The organism is Achromobacter sp. CSND-B12 (assembly GCF_052906545.1).
Genome location: NZ_JBREGJ010000001.1, coordinates 283878 through 303748, shown reverse-complemented (window position 1 = coordinate 303748; position 19871 = coordinate 283878). Strand labels below are relative to the sequence as shown.

The 19871-nt window shown below is 67.9% G+C and carries 19 protein-coding genes; 11 read left to right on the top strand and 8 right to left on the bottom strand.

Going from position 1 to position 19871, the window contains the following annotated elements; all coding sequences use genetic code 11:
• Positions 1 to 64 precede the first annotated feature (64 nt).
• Complete coding sequence (locus ACUTAG_RS01410; protein WP_024069343.1) at positions 65 to 541, bottom strand: hypothetical protein; 477 nt, start codon at positions 539 to 541, stop codon at positions 65 to 67.
• A 61-nt stretch (positions 542 to 602) separates the two neighbouring features.
• On the opposite strand from ACUTAG_RS01410, the gene ACUTAG_RS01405 reads away from it, so the two are divergent.
• On the top strand, positions 603 to 1400 hold the full coding sequence (locus ACUTAG_RS01405; protein WP_006386337.1) for a hypothetical protein: 798 nt from the start codon (positions 603 to 605) through the stop codon (positions 1398 to 1400).
• Positions 1401 to 1460: 60 nt separating this feature from the next.
• Here the strand turns inward: ACUTAG_RS01405 and ACUTAG_RS01400 are convergent, their stop codons facing one another.
• The 3 genes from ACUTAG_RS01400 to ACUTAG_RS01390 all read right to left on the bottom strand — a co-directional run bounded on the left by ACUTAG_RS01400 (position 1461) and on the right by ACUTAG_RS01390 (position 3609).
• On the bottom strand, positions 1461 to 2135 hold the full coding sequence (locus tag ACUTAG_RS01400; RefSeq protein WP_038504954.1) for a hypothetical protein: 675 nt from the start codon (positions 2133 to 2135) through the stop codon (positions 1461 to 1463).
• A gap of 242 nt (positions 2136 to 2377) precedes the next feature.
• On the bottom strand, positions 2378 to 3163 hold the full coding sequence (locus tag ACUTAG_RS01395; RefSeq protein ID WP_148317974.1) for an APH(3') family aminoglycoside O-phosphotransferase: 786 nt from the start codon (positions 3161 to 3163) through the stop codon (positions 2378 to 2380).
• Positions 3160 to 3609, bottom strand: a complete 450-nt coding sequence (locus ACUTAG_RS01390) for an EF-hand domain-containing protein (protein WP_148317972.1) — start codon at positions 3607 to 3609, stop codon at positions 3160 to 3162. Before ACUTAG_RS01390 ends, ACUTAG_RS01395 begins: the two co-directional genes overlap by 4 nt.
• A gap of 165 nt (positions 3610 to 3774) precedes the next feature.
• On the opposite strand from ACUTAG_RS01390, the gene ACUTAG_RS01385 reads away from it, so the two are divergent.
• Positions 3775 to 4500 carry an NAD(P)-dependent oxidoreductase gene (locus ACUTAG_RS01385; protein WP_054436680.1) on the top strand — a complete coding sequence of 242 codons (726 nt, stop codon included), beginning with the start codon at positions 3775 to 3777 and terminating at the stop codon, positions 4498 to 4500.
• A gap of 34 nt (positions 4501 to 4534) precedes the next feature.
• Here ACUTAG_RS01385 and ACUTAG_RS01380 read toward each other — a convergent pair whose 3' ends face one another.
• Together ACUTAG_RS01380 and ACUTAG_RS01375 are read right to left on the bottom strand one after the other, a co-directional pair.
• Positions 4535 to 5443: a DNA/RNA non-specific endonuclease gene (locus ACUTAG_RS01380; protein ID WP_187378293.1), complete on the bottom strand. Its 909-nt coding sequence runs from the start codon at positions 5441 to 5443 to the stop codon at positions 4535 to 4537.
• A 148-nt stretch (positions 5444 to 5591) separates the two neighbouring features.
• Positions 5592 to 6491, bottom strand: coding sequence for a LysR substrate-binding domain-containing protein (locus ACUTAG_RS01375; protein ID WP_446649952.1), 900 nt, complete (start codon positions 6489 to 6491; stop codon positions 5592 to 5594).
• Between the two features lie 212 nt (positions 6492 to 6703).
• Here ACUTAG_RS01375 and ACUTAG_RS01370 point away from each other — a divergent pair, with 212 nt between their 5' ends.
• Positions 6704 to 7645, top strand: coding sequence for an aromatic alcohol reductase (locus ACUTAG_RS01370; RefSeq protein WP_446649951.1), 942 nt, complete (start codon positions 6704 to 6706; stop codon positions 7643 to 7645).
• 81 nt (positions 7646 to 7726) lie between these two features.
• Here ACUTAG_RS01370 and ACUTAG_RS01365 read toward each other — a convergent pair whose 3' ends face one another.
• Positions 7727 to 8542, bottom strand: a complete 816-nt coding sequence (locus ACUTAG_RS01365; protein ID WP_446649950.1) for a DUF7822 domain-containing protein — start codon at positions 8540 to 8542, stop codon at positions 7727 to 7729.
• Positions 8543 to 8937: 395 nt separating this feature from the next.
• Here ACUTAG_RS01365 and ACUTAG_RS01360 point away from each other — a divergent pair, with 395 nt between their 5' ends.
• From ACUTAG_RS01360 to ACUTAG_RS01350, 3 genes are all read left to right on the top strand, one after another.
• A complete protein-coding gene (locus ACUTAG_RS01360; RefSeq protein ID WP_227739950.1) occupies positions 8938 to 11103 on the top strand; it encodes a TonB-dependent siderophore receptor in 2166 nt (721 codons plus the stop codon).
• 142 nt (positions 11104 to 11245) lie between these two features.
• Positions 11246 to 12421: a diguanylate cyclase domain-containing protein gene (locus tag ACUTAG_RS01355; protein ID WP_446649949.1), complete on the top strand. Its 1176-nt coding sequence runs from the start codon at positions 11246 to 11248 to the stop codon at positions 12419 to 12421.
• A 121-nt stretch (positions 12422 to 12542) separates the two neighbouring features.
• On the top strand, positions 12543 to 13337 hold the full coding sequence (locus ACUTAG_RS01350) for a hypothetical protein (protein WP_446649948.1): 795 nt from the start codon (positions 12543 to 12545) through the stop codon (positions 13335 to 13337).
• 62 nt (positions 13338 to 13399) lie between these two features.
• Here ACUTAG_RS01350 and ACUTAG_RS01345 read toward each other — a convergent pair whose 3' ends face one another.
• The gene (locus ACUTAG_RS01345) at positions 13400 to 13822 is read right to left on the bottom strand and encodes a hypothetical protein (protein WP_006384168.1); all 423 of its coding nucleotides are present in this window, start codon (positions 13820 to 13822) and stop codon (positions 13400 to 13402) included.
• A 228-nt stretch (positions 13823 to 14050) separates the two neighbouring features.
• Here ACUTAG_RS01345 and ACUTAG_RS01340 point away from each other — a divergent pair, with 228 nt between their 5' ends.
• The 5 genes from ACUTAG_RS01340 to fhuE all read left to right on the top strand — a co-directional run bounded on the left by ACUTAG_RS01340 (position 14051) and on the right by fhuE (position 19802).
• The gene (locus tag ACUTAG_RS01340) at positions 14051 to 15196 is read left to right on the top strand and encodes an alpha-hydroxy acid oxidase (RefSeq protein ID WP_006384167.1); all 1146 of its coding nucleotides are present in this window, start codon (positions 14051 to 14053) and stop codon (positions 15194 to 15196) included.
• A gap of 109 nt (positions 15197 to 15305) precedes the next feature.
• Positions 15306 to 15902, top strand: coding sequence for a hypothetical protein (locus ACUTAG_RS01335; RefSeq protein WP_127481478.1), 597 nt, complete (start codon positions 15306 to 15308; stop codon positions 15900 to 15902).
• Between the two features lie 241 nt (positions 15903 to 16143).
• Entirely contained in the window at positions 16144 to 16746 is a 603-nt protein-coding gene (locus ACUTAG_RS01330) for an SH3 domain-containing protein (protein ID WP_024069332.1), read from the top strand.
• Between the two features lie 102 nt (positions 16747 to 16848).
• Positions 16849 to 17406 carry a hypothetical protein gene (locus tag ACUTAG_RS01325; RefSeq protein WP_446649947.1) on the top strand — a complete coding sequence of 186 codons (558 nt, stop codon included), beginning with the start codon at positions 16849 to 16851 and terminating at the stop codon, positions 17404 to 17406.
• Positions 17407 to 17606: 200 nt separating this feature from the next.
• Positions 17607 to 19802: a ferric-rhodotorulic acid/ferric-coprogen receptor FhuE gene (gene fhuE / locus ACUTAG_RS01320; protein ID WP_446649946.1), complete on the top strand. Its 2196-nt coding sequence runs from the start codon at positions 17607 to 17609 to the stop codon at positions 19800 to 19802.
• Positions 19803 to 19871 lie beyond the last annotated feature (69 nt).

Sequence of the window (19871 nt, the reverse complement as noted above, 5' to 3'; positions counted from 1 at the left end):
ATGGCAAGGGGGATGGCAAGGGCAAGCGCGGGGGAAATTGTACCCGGCATGCCCCGGGGCCGCGTCAGGCCGCCGACCTTGGCGCGTTGCGGAACTTGCGCAGCATGACGGCGCCGCCGATCGTCAGCGCCAGGCCGCCGCCCAGGTAGGGCAGGCCGAAGATCAGCATCCAGAAGAAGAACGCCGTCTTGGCGTCGCGCGCCTCGGAGGACCCCGCCGGATGCGAACCCAGGTCCATCGTCGGCAGGGCGGCCGCCAGCGTCAGTATCAGGGTCACGCCCAGCACCAGGCAGCCCCATGCGATGCGGCGCCGGTTGTCGGCCACGCGCAGCAGCGCGGCCGCCGTCACCCCCGCCACCACCAGGCACAGCACACTGCCGGTGATCAGCATGCGATCCAGCGCCTCGGGGTCGAAGGGGGCGCCGGGCTGGTCCACGCCGAAGACCATCTGCAGCAGCGAGTTGATGACACCGTAGGCGGCGCGGCCGATGACCAGGCCAAAGCCGACGCTGGTCAGCCACTTGATTAAGGTCGGGTTCATTCAAGATATCCTTGCGGTTGCCTGAACGTCAAAGAATACGCTATTACGAGGCTTGCCCAGGATGTCCGAACATCATCAGTTCATCTTTCCCCGCTACCCCCATCTGCCGCCGCCCGACTGGCCGGCGCTGCAAGCGCGCCTGCTGGCCGGCGGCTATCTGCTGGAGCCGCGCGGCGATCGCGTGCCACGCGAGGCCCTGGACACCCTGAGTCTCGGCCTGGCCGGCCTGAAAGAGGGCTCGTTCCAGTACCGCGAAGGCCTGCGCACGACCGGCGACGTGATCGCGCTGTACCAGTCCGCCGGCCATCTGCCGCCCGAAGTGCCGGTGCGGCATCACGACACCATGGAAGAGACGCTGGCGCTGCTCGCGGCGCATGGCATCGTGCCCGATCCGTCGTTCGACGACGAGAGCAGCAGTTGGCGCAGCCCGCATTTCTGCCTTGGACCGGCCGCTCGCGCGCTGCTCAATCCCGGGCAACGCGCCCATTACGACGCCGACCCGACGGGGTTCAGCGTGATCCTGCTGGCCTACGAGGGGCCCGAGCCGTACGTCGGCGTGGGCGAGAACCTGGAAATGCCGAGCCTGCCGGGCTCGGATGAACCGTTGGAGGAACTGCCGCCGTTCGGCTCGCACGTCGACTTCATCGGCGCGGCGTACGAGGACCCGGCGGTGCGCTGGCGCAATCCGGCCGACGGGCGCGATTACCACCTGTTCGACCTGGACTGGCATTTCAGCATGGCGCTGGGGTTTCGCATGATCCGCGCCAACTGCCTGGAAGAAGGCAGCGCCGAGGCGCTGGCGCGGCTGGTTGGCGAGCTGGTCGGCCAGCCGATGGCGTGCAGCCATCGCCATTTGTAGACACGGGCATTGAACCCGGCGCGGCGGCCCGGGGGCGCCGCGTCGGGGCCAGCGCGTCGATCAATAGTAGATGTCGACGTAGTCGGTCAGGCCGCCGCACGCTTCCATCTGCTGCAGGCGCCAGTACTTGCGCTTGCCGGTGGCGCGGAACTCGTAGTCGCCGGTGCGTTCGCAGCGGCGGCCCTTGTCCGGCGCGTCCACGATCAGGATGGTGCCGCGGAACGTGAAGCGGTCGGCCGAGATCGACAGCACCTGGCCCTTGATCGTCACCGAGCCGTTTTCGTTGGTGTGGCCGCCTTCCAGGCGCACCACGTCGTTGTCGTCGACCGCGTTCAGCTTGCCGCGCGCGTCGGTCCACAGCCATTGCACGCTGATGCCGCTGTTGTGCAGCAGGCGCTCATAGGCGGCCTGGCTCTTGATCTCGGTCTTCTGTTCGGTGCCGGCGGGAGCCTGGGCTTGCTGCTGCGCGGGGGCCGGGGCCGGCGTGCGGGCCGGCGCCTGCTGGGCCGGCTCGCCGCGCGGCGGCAGGCGGCCTTCGTCCTGGGGTTGCGCCTGTTGTTGCGTCTGCGGCTGTTGCGTCTGCGGCTGGGTGGCGGCGCCGCCGCGCGGCGGCAGGTCGCCCGCCAGGGAGGTGGCGGCGGTCGCGGCCAGGGCCAGGCCCAGGGCGACCGCACGCAGGCCGGCTATCCGTTTCTTGCCGGCCAGGGCCGGGGCGCGATCTTGGTTGTTGTGCATGATGGTCGTGAAGAAAGGAAGGGGGAAGCGCATCGCCGTTGGCGCGCCGCATGGCCGCATCAACGGGGACGTAACTTAGCACGCGGGGTCCGGCGGGGTAATTGCCGATTTCCGTCTTGTGTATCCAATCGTTAACAGAATCGCCACGAGGATACCAGCGGCCCGTGACGGCGGCGCGCACGGCTGCGCGCCAAGGCCGGTGCGCTGTCCCGTGGATGCGCGCGTATCCGCGGGCCAGCGCCCTAGAACAGCTCGTCCAGCTGTTCGAAGAAGCGGCGCTTGGCCGGGTCGTCCGCGACGTCCAGGGTGCCGAGAAAAGTGGCCGCCGCGTCCTCGGAAATGTCGCGCAGGTTGCGGTGGATGAAGGCCACGTCCTGCCAGAGGTCGGCCACGCCGCCGCGGCCCAGGTCGATGAAATGCAGCCGGTCGCGTTCGTCGACGAACACGTTGTTGTCGCACAGGTCGCCATGGCTGAACGCCGGGTCTTCCCGCGGCAGGGTGGCATGCAGCCGCGCCACCAGGTCGGCCGGCGTCGCCAGGCCGGGCCATTGCGTCAGGTCGTGGTCGTCGGCGCACAGGCCGCGCGCCAGCAGATAGTCCAGCTCGCGCAGCCGCATCGGCGCGCCGGCGTCGAACGGGCAATCGTCCGCCGGCACCGCGCGCAATTGGCGCAGGGCCTCGCCGAACAGCCCGATGGCGGTGTCGGCATCGTCCATGCGCGCCTGCAGCGGCACGCCGGGCACGCGCCGCGTCAGCATGAATTCGCCATCGGCGTTGTCCGCCACCCGGACCACTTCCGGCACGTTCAGATGGCCGGCCAGCCATTGCAGCACTTGCGCCTCGCGCCGCACGCTGTAGGTCGTGGGCGCATACACCGCCGCCGACGCCTTGAGAAAAAAGACGTCGTTGCCGCGGGTGAAGTGGTAGACCCGGCTGGGCGATTCGCCGACCTGGTCGGCGATGAGCGGAGCGTCGCCGATGAAGTCGGCGATGGGGCCCGGCAGGGTGTAGCGGGCCTGGGCCTTCAACGCTTGATGCCGTGCTCGAATTTGGGCCGGGCGCGGAAGTTCTTCAGCATGTAGGCCAGGTACTCGGCCTTGCTGATGCGCCCGTCGCCGTCCGTGTCCATGGCCACGACCTGTTCGACGGTGGCTTCCTGGAGCAGGGGGCTGCGGCTGAGATAGCCGTCGGCGTTGACGTCGCGCTTGTTGAACGACATCTCCGCCCGGGTCATGTATTCGGCCTCGCTGATGGGGCCGGTATTGGCGTTGTCCAGGGCGTCGTCGGTGGCGGGCGCGGGCTGGGCCGGCGTGTCTTTTGCCGGCATTTCCTTCGCTGGCGTTGCCTGCGCCGGCGCGGACTTGGCCGGGGCCGGGGAGGCGGCGGCCGGCGTGGATGCCGCCATGGCATTGCCGGCAGCGCAGGCAAGCAGCAACGCGGCGGTCAGGCTGCCCATGCGGGTGGCGTTCTTCATCGTTTTCCTTTTTATGCGACAGATGCGGCGCGCGTCGCCTGGCCGTGCCCGACGCCGGGCCGCAACGCGGTCTCGCGCGCGGCTCATTTTGCCTGAATCCGCGATGAAGGGGCCAGATACAATCCTTGGTTACCAATCACGCCATGCATATCAAGAGGATCGGCGATGACGACACTCGTGGTCGGCGCCAGCGGGGCGACCGGGCGGCTGCTGGTCGGCCAACTGCTGGAACGCGGCGAGCCGGTCAGGGCGCTGCTGCGCTCGCCGGATGCGCTGCGGGCGTGGGCGGGCGATCCGCGGCTGTCGCTGGTCCAGGCCAGCGTGCTGGACCTGGACCCGGCCACGATGGCGCGCCACGTGGCGGGCTGCACGGCGGTGGCGTCGTGCCTGGGCCATGGCATGAGCTTGCGCGGCATCTACGGCCAGCCGCGGCGGCTGGTGGCCGATGCGGTGCGGCGCCTGTGCGAGGCCGTCATGGCGAATGCGCCGGGCCGGCCGGTCAGGTTCGTGCTGATGAACACCGCCGGCAACAGCAACCGCGACTTGCGCGAGCCGCTCTCGCTGGCGCAGCGCGCCGTGGTGGCGCTGGTGCGCGCGCTGGTGCCGCCGCACGCCGACAACGAAGCGGCCGCCGACTACCTGCGCGCCGTGGTCGGCCAGGCGCATCCCGCGATCGAATGGGCCGTCGTGCGTCCCGACAGCCTGGTCGACCGGGATGCCGTCAGCGGCTACGAGGCGCATCCTTCGCCGGTCCGCAGCGCCATCTTCGACGCGGGCCGCACCAGCCGCATCAACGTCGCGCATTTCATGGCGGAGCTGGCCCTGGGCGGCGCGGCCTGGGAGCGGTGGCGCGGGCGCATGCCGGTGATCTACGACACGGCGGCGGGCTGAATCGCCAGAGGGCGCGGGCGCGCACCGCCCGCGCTTATTGCGGCAGCAGCCGCAGCCCCGTGCGCTTGACGAAGTCGTCGTAGCCGATCGGCGGCCCGGCCTTGGTGCCGGCGCTGTTGGCCTGCCAATGCACCCACGAGCGGTGCGTGGTGGCGTCGTACACGACCTTGTACAGATAGGTGGGCACGGCCACGCCGGCGCCGATGGTCTTGGGGCGGTCGCCATACACCGGCCCGGTGAACACGTACACGTCGCCCGCCGCCCGCATCACGTATTGGCGCGTGTCCTGCTCGATGCGGCTCCACGGGCCGGCGTTGTGGCTCTGGTCCTGCGGCACCATGTTGGCCAGCGAAAAGCTCTGCGCCATGGCCTCGGGCGTGGCCATGTCGCCGGCCGGCGCCATGTGGCCGCGCGAGTAGCCCGAGCCGCGGTAGTCATCCAGCTCCGAACGCTCGGCGCGCGGCACCCGCGCCTCGGCGTAGAACTTGTCGGTGCGGGGCAGTCCCTTGGCCTGCGCCAGGTTCTGGCGGTTCAGGCGCTCGGCCACGAACACAGGCGTCTTGGTCGCGCCGTTGTGCAGGATGGCGAACGAGGAAAAACAGACTTCGCGCAAGCGTTGCGCGGCGGGCACCGCGGGCGGCTGCGCGTTCGGGAAGAACTGCGGACAGTCGCTGAAGGCGGTCTGCACCAGCGCCGCATTGGGTGCGGGCAGCGCCACCGGCGCGCTGCGTTGCAACGACGGCCATTCCAGGCGCGACAGCATGTCGCCGACCGCCGCCGGCATCTTCCATTGCGGATGCAGCACATAGGTGGCGGCGCCGAAACTGGCGAGCGAGGTGACGATCAGCGCGCGCAGGAAGCGCGGCACGCGGCCGGCGGCGCGGCTTTGGGATCGGGAGGGGGAGCTTCTCTTTCTGGGAGCGGGTTTCTTCGCGCGGGTCATGCTACCTGGGGCTACGGACCTGCCGCCCTGGCGGGCGACCACTATGACCCCGGATTGTAGATGAGTGATGGATTTGTCACGCCGTGCGGCATGCGCGCCGCGGGCGATGCGATGTCGCACCCGGCGAGGCCACGCCGGCTGGCGCGTTTCAGGCGGGCAGGTCCTGCCGCGCGATCGTGATGACCCACTCCACGAACGTCTTCACCGCCGCTGTCGCGCGCGCCTGGGGATAGACGATGGCGATCGGCACCGGCGCGCAACGCGCCTGCGCCAGCACCTCGCGCAGGCGCCCGCTGCGCAGGTAGATGCCTGCGGCCAGCTCGGACAACTGGATCAGGCCCAGCCCCTCCAGGCCGCAATGCAGATAGGCCTCGGTCTCGTTGACCGCGTAGCGTCCGGGCAGCGCCAGCGCCACGTCCTCGCCATCGACACGGAAGCGCCAGTCGAGCGGCCGGCCGCTGGCGTTCGACAGGTAATTGACGACCCGATGCGCCGCCAGCGCCGCCACCGAGTCCGGCTCGCCGAATCGGGCCAGGTACAGCGGCGATGCGCAGGTGAGCCAGCTCAACCGGCCCAGCGGCCGGGCCACCAGCGTGGAATCGGCCAGCGCCCCGCTGTGGATCGCGCAGTCGATGCCTTCATGCACCAGGTCCAACGGGCGATCGTTCAGGCCCAGCACCAGCTCGATATCCGGATAGCGCGCCTCGAACTCGCGCAGGCGCGGCACCACCAGGGCGCGGCCGATGGCGCCCGGCATGTCCACCCGCACCCGGCCGCGTGGTGTCTGCGCGTCGGCGGCCAGGGCATGCTCGGCTTCGGCGATCTGCGCCAGGATGGCCTGGCACGCGGCGTAGTAACGCGCGCCGGCCTCGGTCAGGCTGAGGCTGCGCGTCGTGCGCCGCAGCAGCGGCGTGCCCAGCAGCGCTTCGAGCTGTTTGATGGTCGTCGTCACCGACGAGCGCGGCAGCGCCAGCGTGGCCGCGGCCTTGCTGAAGCTCTGTGCCTGCACGACCCGCACGAAAGTCGTCATCGCTTGAAGTTTGTCCATGGGCGGCCTGCGGCGATGCGGATAGGGAAGGGCGATGTTAGCAAGCGCCCGGCCAAGCGAGGCGGCGCGGCCGGTTCGCGGATCGCGCTTTGTGTGTTCAGGCGCGGCGAACAATGGCGCTGGCGGGCGCTCCTACACTGCCTGCGTCCGACGGCCGGGCCGCGGCGCGATGTCCGCGCCGGCCGCATTCATCCTTGTCTGTGGAGTTTCCTATGTCGAATCCCGATGCAACCCTGGTGCTGGGCGCGGGCCAGCTCGGCCTGGCCATGCTGCGCGGCCTGGCGCCGCGCGCGGCCCCGGGCACGCTCGCGGTGCTGTTGCGCCCGTCGTCCCTGCGCACCGACGATCCGCAAAAGCAGCGCGATCTCGCCACCCTGCGCGCGCTGGGCGTGCAGATCGTGAGCGGCGACCTGCTGGCGCAACCGGCCGCCGAACTGGCCGCGCTGTTCGGCCGCTTCGGCACCGTGGTGTCGTGCACCGGCTTCGTGGGCGGCCCCGGCGTGCAGCGCAAGATCGCGCGCGCCGCGCTGGACGGCGGCGTGCGGCGCTTCGTGCCCTGGCAGTTCGGCGTCGACTACGACCTCATCGGCCGGGGCAGTCCGCAGGACCTGTTCGACGAGCAGCTCGACGTGCGCGACATGCTGCGGGCGCAGTCCGCCACGGAGTGGCTGATCGTCTCGACCGGCATGTTCACCAGCTTCCTGTTCGAACCGGCCTTCGGCGTGGTCGACCTGGCGGCGCGGCGGGTGAACGCGCTGGGCGGCTGGGATACGCAAGTGACCGTCACCACCGCCGACGACATCGGCGCCCTGACCGCCGCTATCCTGCGCGCCGAGCCGCGCCTGGCCAACCAGGTGGTGTACGTGGCCGGCGATACCGTGAGCTATCGCCAATTGGCCGACACGGTGGACCGGGCGCTCGGCATCGAGACACAGCGCCAGGCCCGGACGGTGTCGGCGCTGATGCGCGAGCTGGCCGCCGCGCCTGGCGATCCGATGCGCAAGTACCGCGCCGTGTTCGCGCAAGGGCGGGGCGTGGCGTGGGATCCGGCGCGGACCTTCAACGCCGCGCGCGGCATCGCCACGCAGGGCCTGACGGCGTGGGTGCGCGAGAACCGGCAGGCGTTGCGGCGGGCGGCGGGCGTCGTGGCGTAGGAGCGGGGCCGAAGCGGGCTGGGGGCAAAGCGGGCAGGGGGCAAAGCGGGCAGCGGCCGGCGCATGGCCGCCGGCCGGGTGTCACTCCGCCTGCGCCTCGCGCTGGCGCACCTCGAATTCGGCGCGGTCGAGCAGGTCGAAGTACAGCACCTCGCTCCACATCAGCCCCAGGATGTAGTCCACGCGCTGGTTGCGGCCGCCATCGAAGCTGTCGTCCAAACGCAATCCGTGCAGGGCATCCAGCGGCGCGGCGCCGCGTTCCCGGGTGGCCGCCAGCAACTGCCGGCCGGCCTCGGCCGGATCGGCCGGCAGCGCGTCGAGCGCGGCGCCCGCCTGGCGGCAACGCGCCAGCTCTTTTTCCACGCTCGCCTTGAGCGCGGCCTCTTCCGATTCGGCCATCACGTCCAGTTCGATGGTCTCCAGCAGCAGGTAGTCGTCGCGGTGCGCCTCGAGAAAGGCGATGGTCTCGTCCAGGGCCGCCAGCAGTTCGGTCGGGGCCGTGGTCGCAGGCCTGGCCGGCGCGGCGTCGGCGGACGAGAACAGCCGCCGGATCCTGCCGAGCAGCGATGGCGCCGGCTCGGCCGCTGGCGTCGCTGCCGTCGCGGGCGCGGCGCCGCCCACCGCCGCCCGCACGATCTCGGCAAAGCGCTTGATGCGCGCCAGGCCGGGCTCGAAGCGGCTGCTGATGGCGTACAGCCGGGTGCGCCGATGCGGCTCGTCGTCTTCCAGGCCGTCGGCGATCAAGGACGCGCACAACTGCGGATCGCCCGACATCAGCAAGCGGTAGGAGAACGGGACGGCATACGGCCATTCGGACAGGCCGCAGATCGTTTCGGGCCGGTCGGCATAGCTGGCGGGGCGGTTGCTCAGGCTGTACAGATAGGATCGATTGGCCATGGGGGCGGGACCTCGAAAGGGGAAGGGGCGCCGGCGCAAGCGCGCGGCGGGGCCGCGGCGGGATTGTCCGGGCGCCGCGTGGCGCTATTGAACCCCAGCCAGCGCGGGGCACCGTTGCAGGCTGCCACGGTTTGCCACCAGGTGTTTCGGTGGAGTCTCGGGCGTCAAACCGCCCGCGGCCCGCGCGAGTTCCCGGCCGTCCAAAGGTCGGCTTATCCGCAGCGCGAGATGCGTCACGGATCGGAGGCGGCGGTCATCCTAATTCCGGGATCAATTCCCATTGTCATAAAACAACCATTGATCCTGGCATTCAGCTGAAACAGTGTGGCTATAATTCCGCTCCTAAATGTAATAAGACTGGTTCTTATTATTATTCACGTGTGAACGGAGTTTCCATGGCTGTACGCCTTTCGTCCCGCCGGCGCCCGGTGCATTTCCGTGCCCGGCAATTGCCTCTGATCGTGTTCGGCCTGGGGATCCCGGGCGCCGCCCTGGCGCAGTCCGCTCCTGCCGAAGTTCATTTGCCCGCCGTCACCGTCACGGGCAGCGACGTCGAACAGACCGCGGTCGGCCCCGTGCAGGGCTTTGTCGCCAAGCGTGCCGCCACCGCCACCAAGACCGACACCCCGGTGATGGAAACGCCGCAGTCGATCAGCGTCATCACCCAGGATCGCATGACGCTGCAGGGCGCCCAGTCGGTGCAGCAGGCGGCGGGCTATACCGCCGGCGTCACGGCCGGCGCGTTCGGGCCGGACAATCGCGGCGACTCCATCAAGATCCGCGGCACCGATTCCACCCAATACCTCGACGGCCTGCTCAACGCCGTGGGGTCCTACAACAACACCCGGCCCGACCCCTACGCGCTGGAGCGCATCGAGATCCTGCGCGGGCCGTCCGGCATGCTGTACGGGCAGGGCGCCATCGGCGGCATCGTCAACCAGATCAGCAAGCGGCCGCAGCCCGAGGCGATGCGCGAGATCGGCGTCAGCTACGGCAACCACAACCGCAAGCAGATCCAGGCCGACCTCACCGGCCCGATCGACGAAGACGGCAAGTGGCTGTATCGCGTGGTCGCGTTGGGGCGCGATAGCGACAGTTCGGTCAAATACGTCGACGACGACCGCTATTTCATCGCGCCGTCGTTGACCTGGCGGCCCAGCGCCGCGACCTCGTTGACGCTGCTGGCCAATTTCCAGAAAGACAATAGCGGGTCGATGGTCGGTTTCTTCCCCTGGCGCGGCACGCTCACCAGCACGCCGGCCGGCCGCATCCCGCAGGACTTCTTCGTCAGCGAACCCGACTTCGACAAGTACACCGCCAGGCAGAGCGCGGTGGGCTACCAGTTCGAGCACGCCTTCAACGACAACGTCACGGTGCGGCAGAACCTGCGCTACACGCACAGCGAGGTCGACTATCGCAGCATCTACACCGCCGGCTTCAACGGCGCCGGGCATGGATGGGTGCCGGGCAGCGACACGCTGCTGCGCCGCGTGATCTACCAGAACCAGCCGACCCTCAAGCAGTTCGTGGTCGACACCCAGGGCCAGTTCAAGTTCCAGACCGGCCCGATCCGCCACACCCTGCTGACCGGCATCGACTACCAGCGTTCCGTGCTGGATGCGCGCCAGGGGGTGGGCGGCACGGTCGCGCCCATCGACGTGCACAACCCCGTGTACGGCAACTTCACGCCGCCCACCTCGACGGTCAGCGCGCCGACCTCGCGCGGCAACCAACTGGGCCTCTATATGCAGGACCAGCTCGAATGGGAGCGTTGGCTGCTGATGCTGGGGCTGCGCCATGACCGCTCGCGCGCGTCGGTGGACGATACGCCGTCCGGGTCGCGCGATGACAGCGAAATGAGCAAGCGCTTTGGCCTGATGTACCGCTCCGAGGCCGGCCTCAATCCCTATCTGAGCTACTCGGAATCGTTCCAGGGCCTGGCCGGCTTCAACCGTGCCAACCAGGCGTTCAAGCCGCTGCGCGGCAAGCAATGGGAGGCGGGCCTGAAGTACCAGCCGCCGGGCGAGAACCTGACGGTCACCGCCAGCGTGTTCGACATGACCGAGAAAAACCGCAAGGTCGCCGGCGTGGTCAACGGCATTGCCGACACGGTGCAGGTCGGCGAGGCCCGCACCAAGGGCGCCGAACTGGAAGCGCTGGCGTCGCTGGGCAATGTCGATCTGGTGGCCACCTACACTTTCCTGGACGCCAAGGTGGCCAAGGGCACGCCGGCCGAACAGGGGCGCCAACTGGCCAGCATTCCCCGGCACATGGCGTCGTTCTGGGCCAACTACCGCTTCAGCGTGATGGGAACCCCGGGCTTCCTGGCGGGGGCGGGCGTGCGCTACAACGGCAGCAGCGACGACGGCACCGGCCAGAACGGCGTGCCCGCCGTCACCCTGTATGACGCCGTGCTGGCCTACGATGCGGGTCCCATGCGCCTGGCGCTGAACGTCACCAACCTGTTCGACAAACAGTACGTGGGCACCTGCCTTGCCCGTGGCGATTGCTTCTTCGGCACCCGCCGCACCGTGGTGGGCAGCGTGACGTATCGCTTCTGACACCAAGCGGGCGGGGCGGCCTAATTGGGGACTTATTGCCCCCGATAGCGGCCGCCCCGTCATATATCCGCGGCGGATTTCCCCCTAAAATTGCGAACGCCGCCGCAATTTCCTCCTGGCGTGCCACCTCTTTCCGGCCGAGATGCACGTCGATCTGCTCACCCTTTACTTCATCACCATCGGAACGCTGCTGGCCAGTGCCGGCCTGACGTTCTGGGAGCATCGGACCCATTCCAATCGCAGCCGTTCGCTGGGCATCCTGGCGGCCGGTTTCGGCACGTTGGCCGTGGGCTGTATCTGCGCCTTGTTCCGCGCCGACATGCCGGCCGCGATCGGCGCGCCGCTGAGCAATCTGGTCATCCTCAGCGGCTACCTGCTGGTGCTGAACAGCGTCGCCTCGCTCAGCGGGCGCCATTACCGCAAGCGTTCGGTGGGCCTGCTGGCGGTCATGGCGCTGATCTGGCTGGTGGCCGGCGTGCCGGGGCAGGACGTGGTCTGGAAATACGTCAGCGCCTTGCCCATTGCGCTGGTCAGCGCGCTGACCGCCTGGGAACTGCTGCGCTGCGATTCCATGAAGACGCTGAAGACCCGCAACTTCGCCATCGCCGTCGCGGGCATCCATGCGTTGGTCTATTTCTGCCGGACCTTCCTGCTGCCGTGGTGGGTCGCCGTCGAGGGTCCGTCGGTGCAGTTGCTGGCCAGCAATATCACCATGTACGAAGGGGTGTTGTATTCGGTGCTGCTGCCAATGACGCTGATCAAGCTGATCCGCGAGGAAACCCATGCGCAGTTGGTGCGCGAGTCGCAGACCGACTACCTGACGCGGCTGGGCAACCGCCGCTGGTTCTTCGAGCAGGGCGCGCGCCTCATCGCGGCCAGCGCGGGGCGCGAGCCCATCGCCGTGCTGGCGTTCGACCTGGACCAGTTCAAGGCCATCAACGACCGCTACGGCCACCACACCGGCGATCTGGTGCTGGCGGCGTTCGCCACGGTGGCCCGGGATGCGCTCGGGCCGCAGGTCATCCTGGCGCGCCTTGGCGGCGAGGAATTCGCCGCGCTGCTGGCGGGCGATGACGCCCGCCGCGCCCATCAATTGGGGGCGGCGGCGGCCCGCCGCTTTGCCACCACCATCGCCAACCCGGCCGACGGCCTGGGCATCGCCGCCACGGTCAGCATCGGCCTGGCCTGTTTCGACGAGGACGTGCCGCCGCTGGCCGACGCGCTGGCGCGTGCGGACCTGGCGCTGTATCGCGCCAAGTCCCTGGGCGGCAACCGGCTGGAAGCGGCCCTGGCGCCGGAGCGCGCCGCCGCGGATTGAGGCGCCGCCGTCCCAGGCAATGACGCGGCCCGAGGGGCAGGATGCCCGGCGGCCGTTCGCGCGCCGGCCGCCGCTTTGGATCGACGCTTTGGGTCGATGCTTTGGACAGATAATGACGGCCATGACGACTTCCACGCCCGCCTCTTCCGACCGCGACGGTTTCTGGTTCGACGCCGCCGATCCCGACATGGCGCTTGAACGCGCCGGCAACCACGTCCGCCTGGCGCGCGCCGAGCCGCCCTGGCTGGTCGTCGATCAATCCATTGCCACCATGACGCTGGGCCGCCGCTGGCCCGGGCAGTTGTGGCGCGTGCGCGTGACGCAACTGGGCGACATGTCCGGACTGGTGGCGCAACCCGGCTACTGGCGCGCCGCCGCGATCGAACTGCTACAACCGCTGCCGCTGGGCGCGCTGTTCGGCCCGCACGGCGAGGCGGTGGTCGACATCCTGGCCCGCATTCCCGAACTGACGCGCGAACAGGCGCGGGCGCTGGGCGCCGATCTGCCTGCCGACGGCTGGGACCGCTACGGTCGCGCCTGGGAGCGCTGGTCGAAAGACGAAGAGGGCGTCCCCACGCCTGCCGATGCGCCGCCGCAATCGGAATGGTATGGCGTGCTGGCCGCCGCGCGCCGCCGGGGCGGAGCGCGTTCGCCCGTGCATGGCGGCTTGCTGCAGATCCACGGCCTGCTGCGGCAACGCGCCCAGGCCGTCGATGGCGACGCCGCGTTCATTCGCGAAGTGGACGAGGACGGCGAGGTCGACGAGTCGCTCGCGGCGCCGTGGGAGGGGGCCAGCGACGCCTTGCTGTTTGCCGCCATGGCGCGGGGGGCGCCGCAATACCTGTCGACGGCGGACGCCGATGTGCTGTCGCGGCCCTGGCGCGATGTTTTTGGCGACTCGGCCGGATCGATGTGAGCCAGCTCGGCCCTGGCGGCCGTAAGGGCATTCCGCGCGGTGGAAGGGCGCGCCGGCCCGCGTTATTCCTCGCCCCGCCAGGACTTGCGCCGCCGCGCCCGCGGCTTGGACACCACGCCCAGGCGCGGATCACGCGCCAACGCCAGCTCCACCAGCCGGGCCGCCAGCGTCTCGAACGCCTCGTCGGTCTGCGGCAGGTAGAGCCACTTGCCCAGTTCCGGGTGCGGCAGCAGGCTCGGCATGTCGGCCTGCAGCGCCGCGTGGCGGTCGCGCGAGGTGCACACCATCACGCCGTTCCAGGGCGCTTCGCGGTCGGCCACCACCAGGTACAGCGCGCCGTCCAGGTAGGCGGCGTCGCAGCCGAACATTTTGCGGCGCAGATAGCCGGGGTCACGCTCCAGCGGATCCAGGAGCCAAAGCAGCGAGTTGGCGCGGGCGGCGCGTTGGCGGGGCGGCGGCGAGAACAGATCGGGGCGGTGGGGCATGACGGCGGCAAGGGCGGGGCGACAACGCAAACGGTATCAGACTCCAGGGCCGTGCTGTCCGAGATGTGATGTCTGCAAGCGGCCGCCCCGGCGCGTCGGACTACAATTCCGCTCCATGCCCTGGCGCCCGGCCCGACCCGGACCGTCAGCGGCCCAGTGGTTTGCACCGCCGGCGAGGTGGCAACCGGTATGTCGTTTGTACGTGCAGCGTAGATAAAAGGTCTTCCGATGCGTCTGAACCAGTGCCAGAATTTCCACGACTTTCGCCGCATGGCGCGCCAGCGGCTGCCCGGCCCGATCTTCAACTACATCGACGGCGCCGCCGACGATGAGACCACCTACCGCCGCAACACCGAGGCCTTCGAGGCCTGCGACCTGGTGCCCGACGTGCTGCGCGGCGTGGCGGATGTGGACATGTCCGTCACCGTCATGGGCCAGAAGCTGGCCATGCCGGTCTATTGCTCGCCCACCGCGCTGCAGCGCCTGTTCCACCACGACGGCGAACGCGCCGTGGCCGCCGCCGCCGGCAAGTTCGGCACGATGTTCGGCGTGTCGTCACTGGGCACCGTCAGCCTGGAAGAGGCGCGCCAGATCAGCGGCGGCCCGCAGGTCTACCAGTTCTACTTCCACAAGGACCGCGGCCTGAACCGCGACATGATGGCGCGCGCCAAGGCCGCGGGCGTGCAGGTCATGATGCTGACGGTCGACAGCATCACCGGCGGCAACCGCGAGCGCGACAAGCGCACGGGTTTTGCCATCCCGTTCCGCCTGAACCTGGCCGGCATCGCCCAGTTCGCCATCAAGCCGGCCTGGGCCATCAACTACGCCACCCACGAACGCTTCCGCCTGCCGCAGCTCGACGGCCACGTCGACATGGGCGGCGGCGCCATGTCCATCAGCCGCTATTTCACCGAGATGCTGGACCCCGCCATGACCTGGGACGATGTCGCCGCCATGGTGCGCGAGTGGGGCGGCCAGTTCTGCCTGAAGGGCATCATGTCGGTCGAGGACGCCAAACGCGCCGTCGACATCGGCTGCACCGGCATCGTGCTGTCCAACCACGGCGGCCGCCAGCTCGACGGCTCGCGCAGCGCCTTCGACCAGTTGGCCGAGATCGTCGACGCCGTCGGCGACCGCATCGACGTGATGATGGACGGCGGCGTGCAGCGCGGCACGCACGTGCTCAAGGCGCTGGCGCTGGGCGCCAAGGCCGTGGGGCTGGGCCGCTACTACCTGTTCCCGCTGGCTGCCGCCGGGCGGCCCGGCGTGGAAAGGGCGCTGGAACAGATGCGCGTGGAGATCGAGCGGGCGATGAAGCTGATGGGGTGCCGGACGGTGGGGCAGTTGCAGCGGCGGCACCTGCGGTTCCGGTGATTGAGGGAGCTATGGGCGGCCGGGCAGGGGATCAAGTTGCCGAATGATTTGCCGTCGAATCTGAGGAATGCTTGCTTGGCGCTGTGTCCAGAACTATGGAAGGTGAAAAATGGCCGAAGAAGTTAATTTTCAAATCCGAATTCGAGCGACCGAGGAGGGCGAGCCCAAAAATCTGACGATTGCAGAACTAGGTGTTTTGCTCACTGGGATAAACCGCGCAATAAATAAAGCGTCGACCTCAGGAAGAGCGGCTGGGTATTCTCCTCTTAGCCAGGAACCGATAAAAATCCGGTCTGAAATAACTAGCGTTGAAAATGGATCCATTCTGTTTTCCGTTGTCACTTCCGTCTCCGATTTCGTGCGGGAGAACGTGATTCAGACAACCTTCCTGGCCGGTATTCTCGGAAATGCCGCGTGGGACTTTACGAAGATCTTGAGCAAGGAAATTCGTCGAGCTCTGAATAGGGTAGGCAACGAAGCTGCCCAAGTGACTGAGCGAATTGAACCCGTCCTTGGTTTGAATCAGGGTACGGTTTCCGAGGAGAGCAAGGCCGCTTCCCTTCAATCGCCGATGAAAGACGTGGCCGACGCCTCGGAACGTTCCAACGAACTATCTTCGCGCCCGAAAACGATATATTCGTTTTCCTTTGAGCAGAATGGGAGCGTTAAGATTGCGGTATCCTACTCTGCAATCAAGCGGGTATAGCTTGAAATGGGCTGGGTAACACTTCAATTGGGATTTCCGTCAGGATACTCGTGTGCACGCAGTGTCCTAAATGGCTCTGCTATTTTGTGATGGCACTAAACTGCTTGACATCGCTGCGGATGAAAGGCATCTCTCTCATGTGCCCTATTCAAATAGTCGATGTTCCGGAGCCGTTATGCATATTCGTCCTCGTCTGACCGCTTCAATCGCCGTCCTCTCGCTCTTTGCGGGGTCGGCCGCCATGGCCGCCAATTCCCAGGCCGAAGCCCCCAAGGGGCCGACCGCCTGCGCCTTCAGCGCCTGGGCCAACTACGACAAGCCCTCGATCACCGTGCGCGCCGCGCCGTCCGCCGGTGCCAAGGTCCTGGGCCAGATCCCCGCCAAACCCGCCGCGGGCGAGCCGGAGTATTCGTACAGCGTCACCTTCGACGTGAAGGAAGCGAAGGACGGCTGGCTCAGGATCGCCAATGCCAGCGACGCCTACAACGAGGATGAATATCCGGAGCGTGCGCCGCGCAAGCTCTACAAAGGCGAAGGCTGGATTCGCGCCGACGATGCCCGGGTCGGCATCCAATCCGCGCGCGGCTATGCCAGGCCCGACGCCGCCAGCCAGCGCCTGGTGGACCTGGGCAGCGACTGGCTGACCGAAATGGGCAAGATCCAGGGCATCCGCGCGTGCCACGAGGACTGGGTGCTGCTGGATTACCTGGTGGACCGCAAGCGCTCGCCGCAGGACGAGATCGTCGAGCGCGCCAAGGGCGAGCGACTGGCGGGGCGGGCGTGGTTCCGGGGGCTGTGCGACGTGCAGGAAACGAGCTGCGACATGAAGTCGGTGGATCGGTAAGGGCAGGGTTAATGCCAGTGATCCTGGCGTGGGCGCATGTATTGCGGAACCGGAACAGGGCGACCCGTGGCTGACTCCAAGATGGTTCAACAGTGCTTATTCATGACTTCAGCGGATGAGGCTGAATTCGCCGCCGCGCTCATGAAAGCCCGCCCCTCTATCCGGTTCATCAACATGCAGGAGCAGCCGGACGTCGAGCGGCCGGGATACAGGACTCGAATCGAGGCGTGTGAAGGGGTTCATGTAACGATCGTGGATTCCTCCATCATCTCCGAAGAGGATTTTCACAATCGCTATGTGAAACGTCATCCCTCGGGAAAGGGGTGGATCTACGCGCTGGTTGGATCAGGGCTGGTCAGCCTTTTGAGGTCAAGAACCGCGGATTTTCTTCCGGACTCCCTTCTCAACGGCGAGCTGCGGGCATCAATTCCGGCGGGTGACGAGAATACCGAGGCATTCGTGGCGATCGTGCTGCGCGAGGCAAAGGCGCGCGCGGAGAAGCTGGTATCCATTGACGCGGCTACCGGCCAGCGCGGAACCAGGGTTGACCGGAAATTCATAGCATGGCCGGACGCGGCGCGCAGATTCGATGGCGTGAACGGGGCATACCTGGCCAATTGCGCGCACGCATTATTTGTCCCGAAGGGGGTTGGGAAGTAGTTCCTGCCAGGCCAGGCCCGACGCGGCCAGGACGGCGGCACCATAGCCCGGACGCGCGCGTGCCACGCGTCGAAAACCCCTACAAGGCCTGGCCAAATCGGGGCAATCCCTATTGTGCATATCAGCAACACAAATGCACATGATAAGAGTTCGCATTACGCTTCCTTGCCAATCGTTCACCAATCCTGCAAGGAAGCGTCATGCAAGACCCGCGGCCCGCCAGCCTGATTTTCCCCATTCGTCCACGCCTCGCCCTGCGGCGCACCACCAGCCTCGTGCTGATGGCGCTGGCCAGCGGCACAGCGCTGGCGCAGGAGTCGGGCGTCGCCACCTTGCCCGCCGTGCAGGTCCAGGCTGACGGCGACCCGACCACCACCGAGGGCACGGGTTCCTACACCCCGCGCGCCACGGCCGCCAGCACCGGCCTGCCGCTGACGCTGCGCGAAACCCCGCAGTCGGTCACCGTCGTCACGCGCCAGCGCATCGAAGACCAGGACATGCGCTCGCTGACCGACATCCTGGGCAACACGCCCGGCATCTCGGTGCAGAACTACGACAGCGAACGCTACACCTTCAGCTCGCGCGGCTTCGCCATTACCAATTACCTGTATGACGGTGTGCCCACCAGTTTCGAGACCGGCTATTCGGCGGGCGAATCATCCATCGACCCCATCATCTATGACCGCGTCGAAGTGGTGCGTGGCGCAACGGGCCTGCTGACCGGCACCGGCAACCCGTCCGCGTCCGTCAACCTGGTGCGCAAGCACGCCACCAGCCGCGAATTCACCGCCGACCTGAGCGTCAGCGCCGGCACCTGGGACACCTACCGCGCCAGCGCCGACCTGTCCTCGCCGCTGAACGCCAGCGGCAGCGTGCGCGGCCGTATCGTCTCGGCCTACCAGGACAATCATTCCTACCTGGACGGCTACCAGAACCGCAAGAAGGTCTTCTATGGCGTGGTGGACGCCGACCTGACCGCCCACACCACCTTGAGCGTCGGCTTCAACTACCAGGACAACGACCCGCAACGCAGCAGTTGGGGCGGTTTCCCGCTGTGGTACGCCGACGGCGGCCGCACCGACTGGAAACGCTCGCTCAACACCGGCGCCGACTGGACCAAGTGGGCCAGCACCACCGAAGGCGCCTTTGCCAGCCTGGAGCACCGCTTCGACAACGGCTGGCGCGTGCAGGCCGTCGGTTCGCACTCCAAGCACGAAATGGACGGCAAGCTGCTCTACCTGACCGGTTGGCCCGACCGCGTCACCGGCCTGGGCATGGGCGCCTCGGCCCAGCGCTACTACGGCGACCGCAAGCAGAACAGCCTGGACCTCAAGGCTTCCGGCCCTTTCTCATTGTTCGGCCGCCAGCACGAAGCGGTGGTCGGCGCCAGCTTCACCCGCCAATACGCCGATTTCCGCAACCGTGGCGCGGTCTCGCCGGCGCCCATCGGCAATTTCCTGGACTGGGACGGCTCGTATCCCGAACCGCAGTGGAGCGACACCTCCACCCTGGCCAGCCGCTACACCACCAAGCAGGCCGGTTGGTACGGCGCGCTGCGCTTCAGCCTGGCTGATCCGCTCAAGCTGATCGTCGGCGGCCGCTACAGCACGTGGAAGACGGATGCGGTAGGGTGGGGCGGCGGCAGCCGGCAGGCGTTCGACAAGGACGCGTTCGTGCCGTACGCTGGCCTGCTGTACGACATCAACGAGAACTACACGGCGTACGTCAGCTATACCGGGATCTTCAACCCGCAGGACAAGCAGGACCGCAACGGCAACTGGCTCGATCCGCTGGAGGGCAAGGCCTACGAGGCCGGCATCAAGGGTGAATTCCTCGAAGGCCGCCTGAATGCCTCGGCGGCGGTATTCCAGATCAACCAGGACAATCTGGCGCAGGACGACGTCGGCTATCTGGTGCCCGGCACGCTCAACCAGGCCTCGCGCGCCGCCAATGGCACGCGCAGCCGGGGCTTCGACATGGAAGTGTCGGGGGAAGTCTCGCCCGGCTGGAACGTGGCGGCGGGATGGTCGCACTGGACCGCGCGCGACGGCGACGGCAGCCCCATCCAGACCGACCAGCCGCGCAGCCTGGTGCGCTTGTTCACCACCTACCGATTGCCGGGCGACTGGAACCGGTTGACGGTGGGCGGCGGCGTCAACTGGCAGAGCCACGTCTACACGATCGCCAACGGCCCCAATGGCGAAGAGCGCGTGGGGCAGGGCAGCTATGCGCTGGTCAACCTGATGGCGCGCTACCGGTTCGACAAGAGCCTGTCGGCGCAGCTGAATATCAACAACCTGATGGACCGCAAGTACTACTCGCAGATCGGCTTCTACAGCCAGGGCGCGTGGGCGGCGGGGCGCAGCGCGACGTTGACGATGCGGTATCAGTATTGAGCGCGAGCCCGGCCGGTTGGGCCGGGCTGACTCATCGTCCTGGAGACGGCGCCCGTCATGCCTACCGCG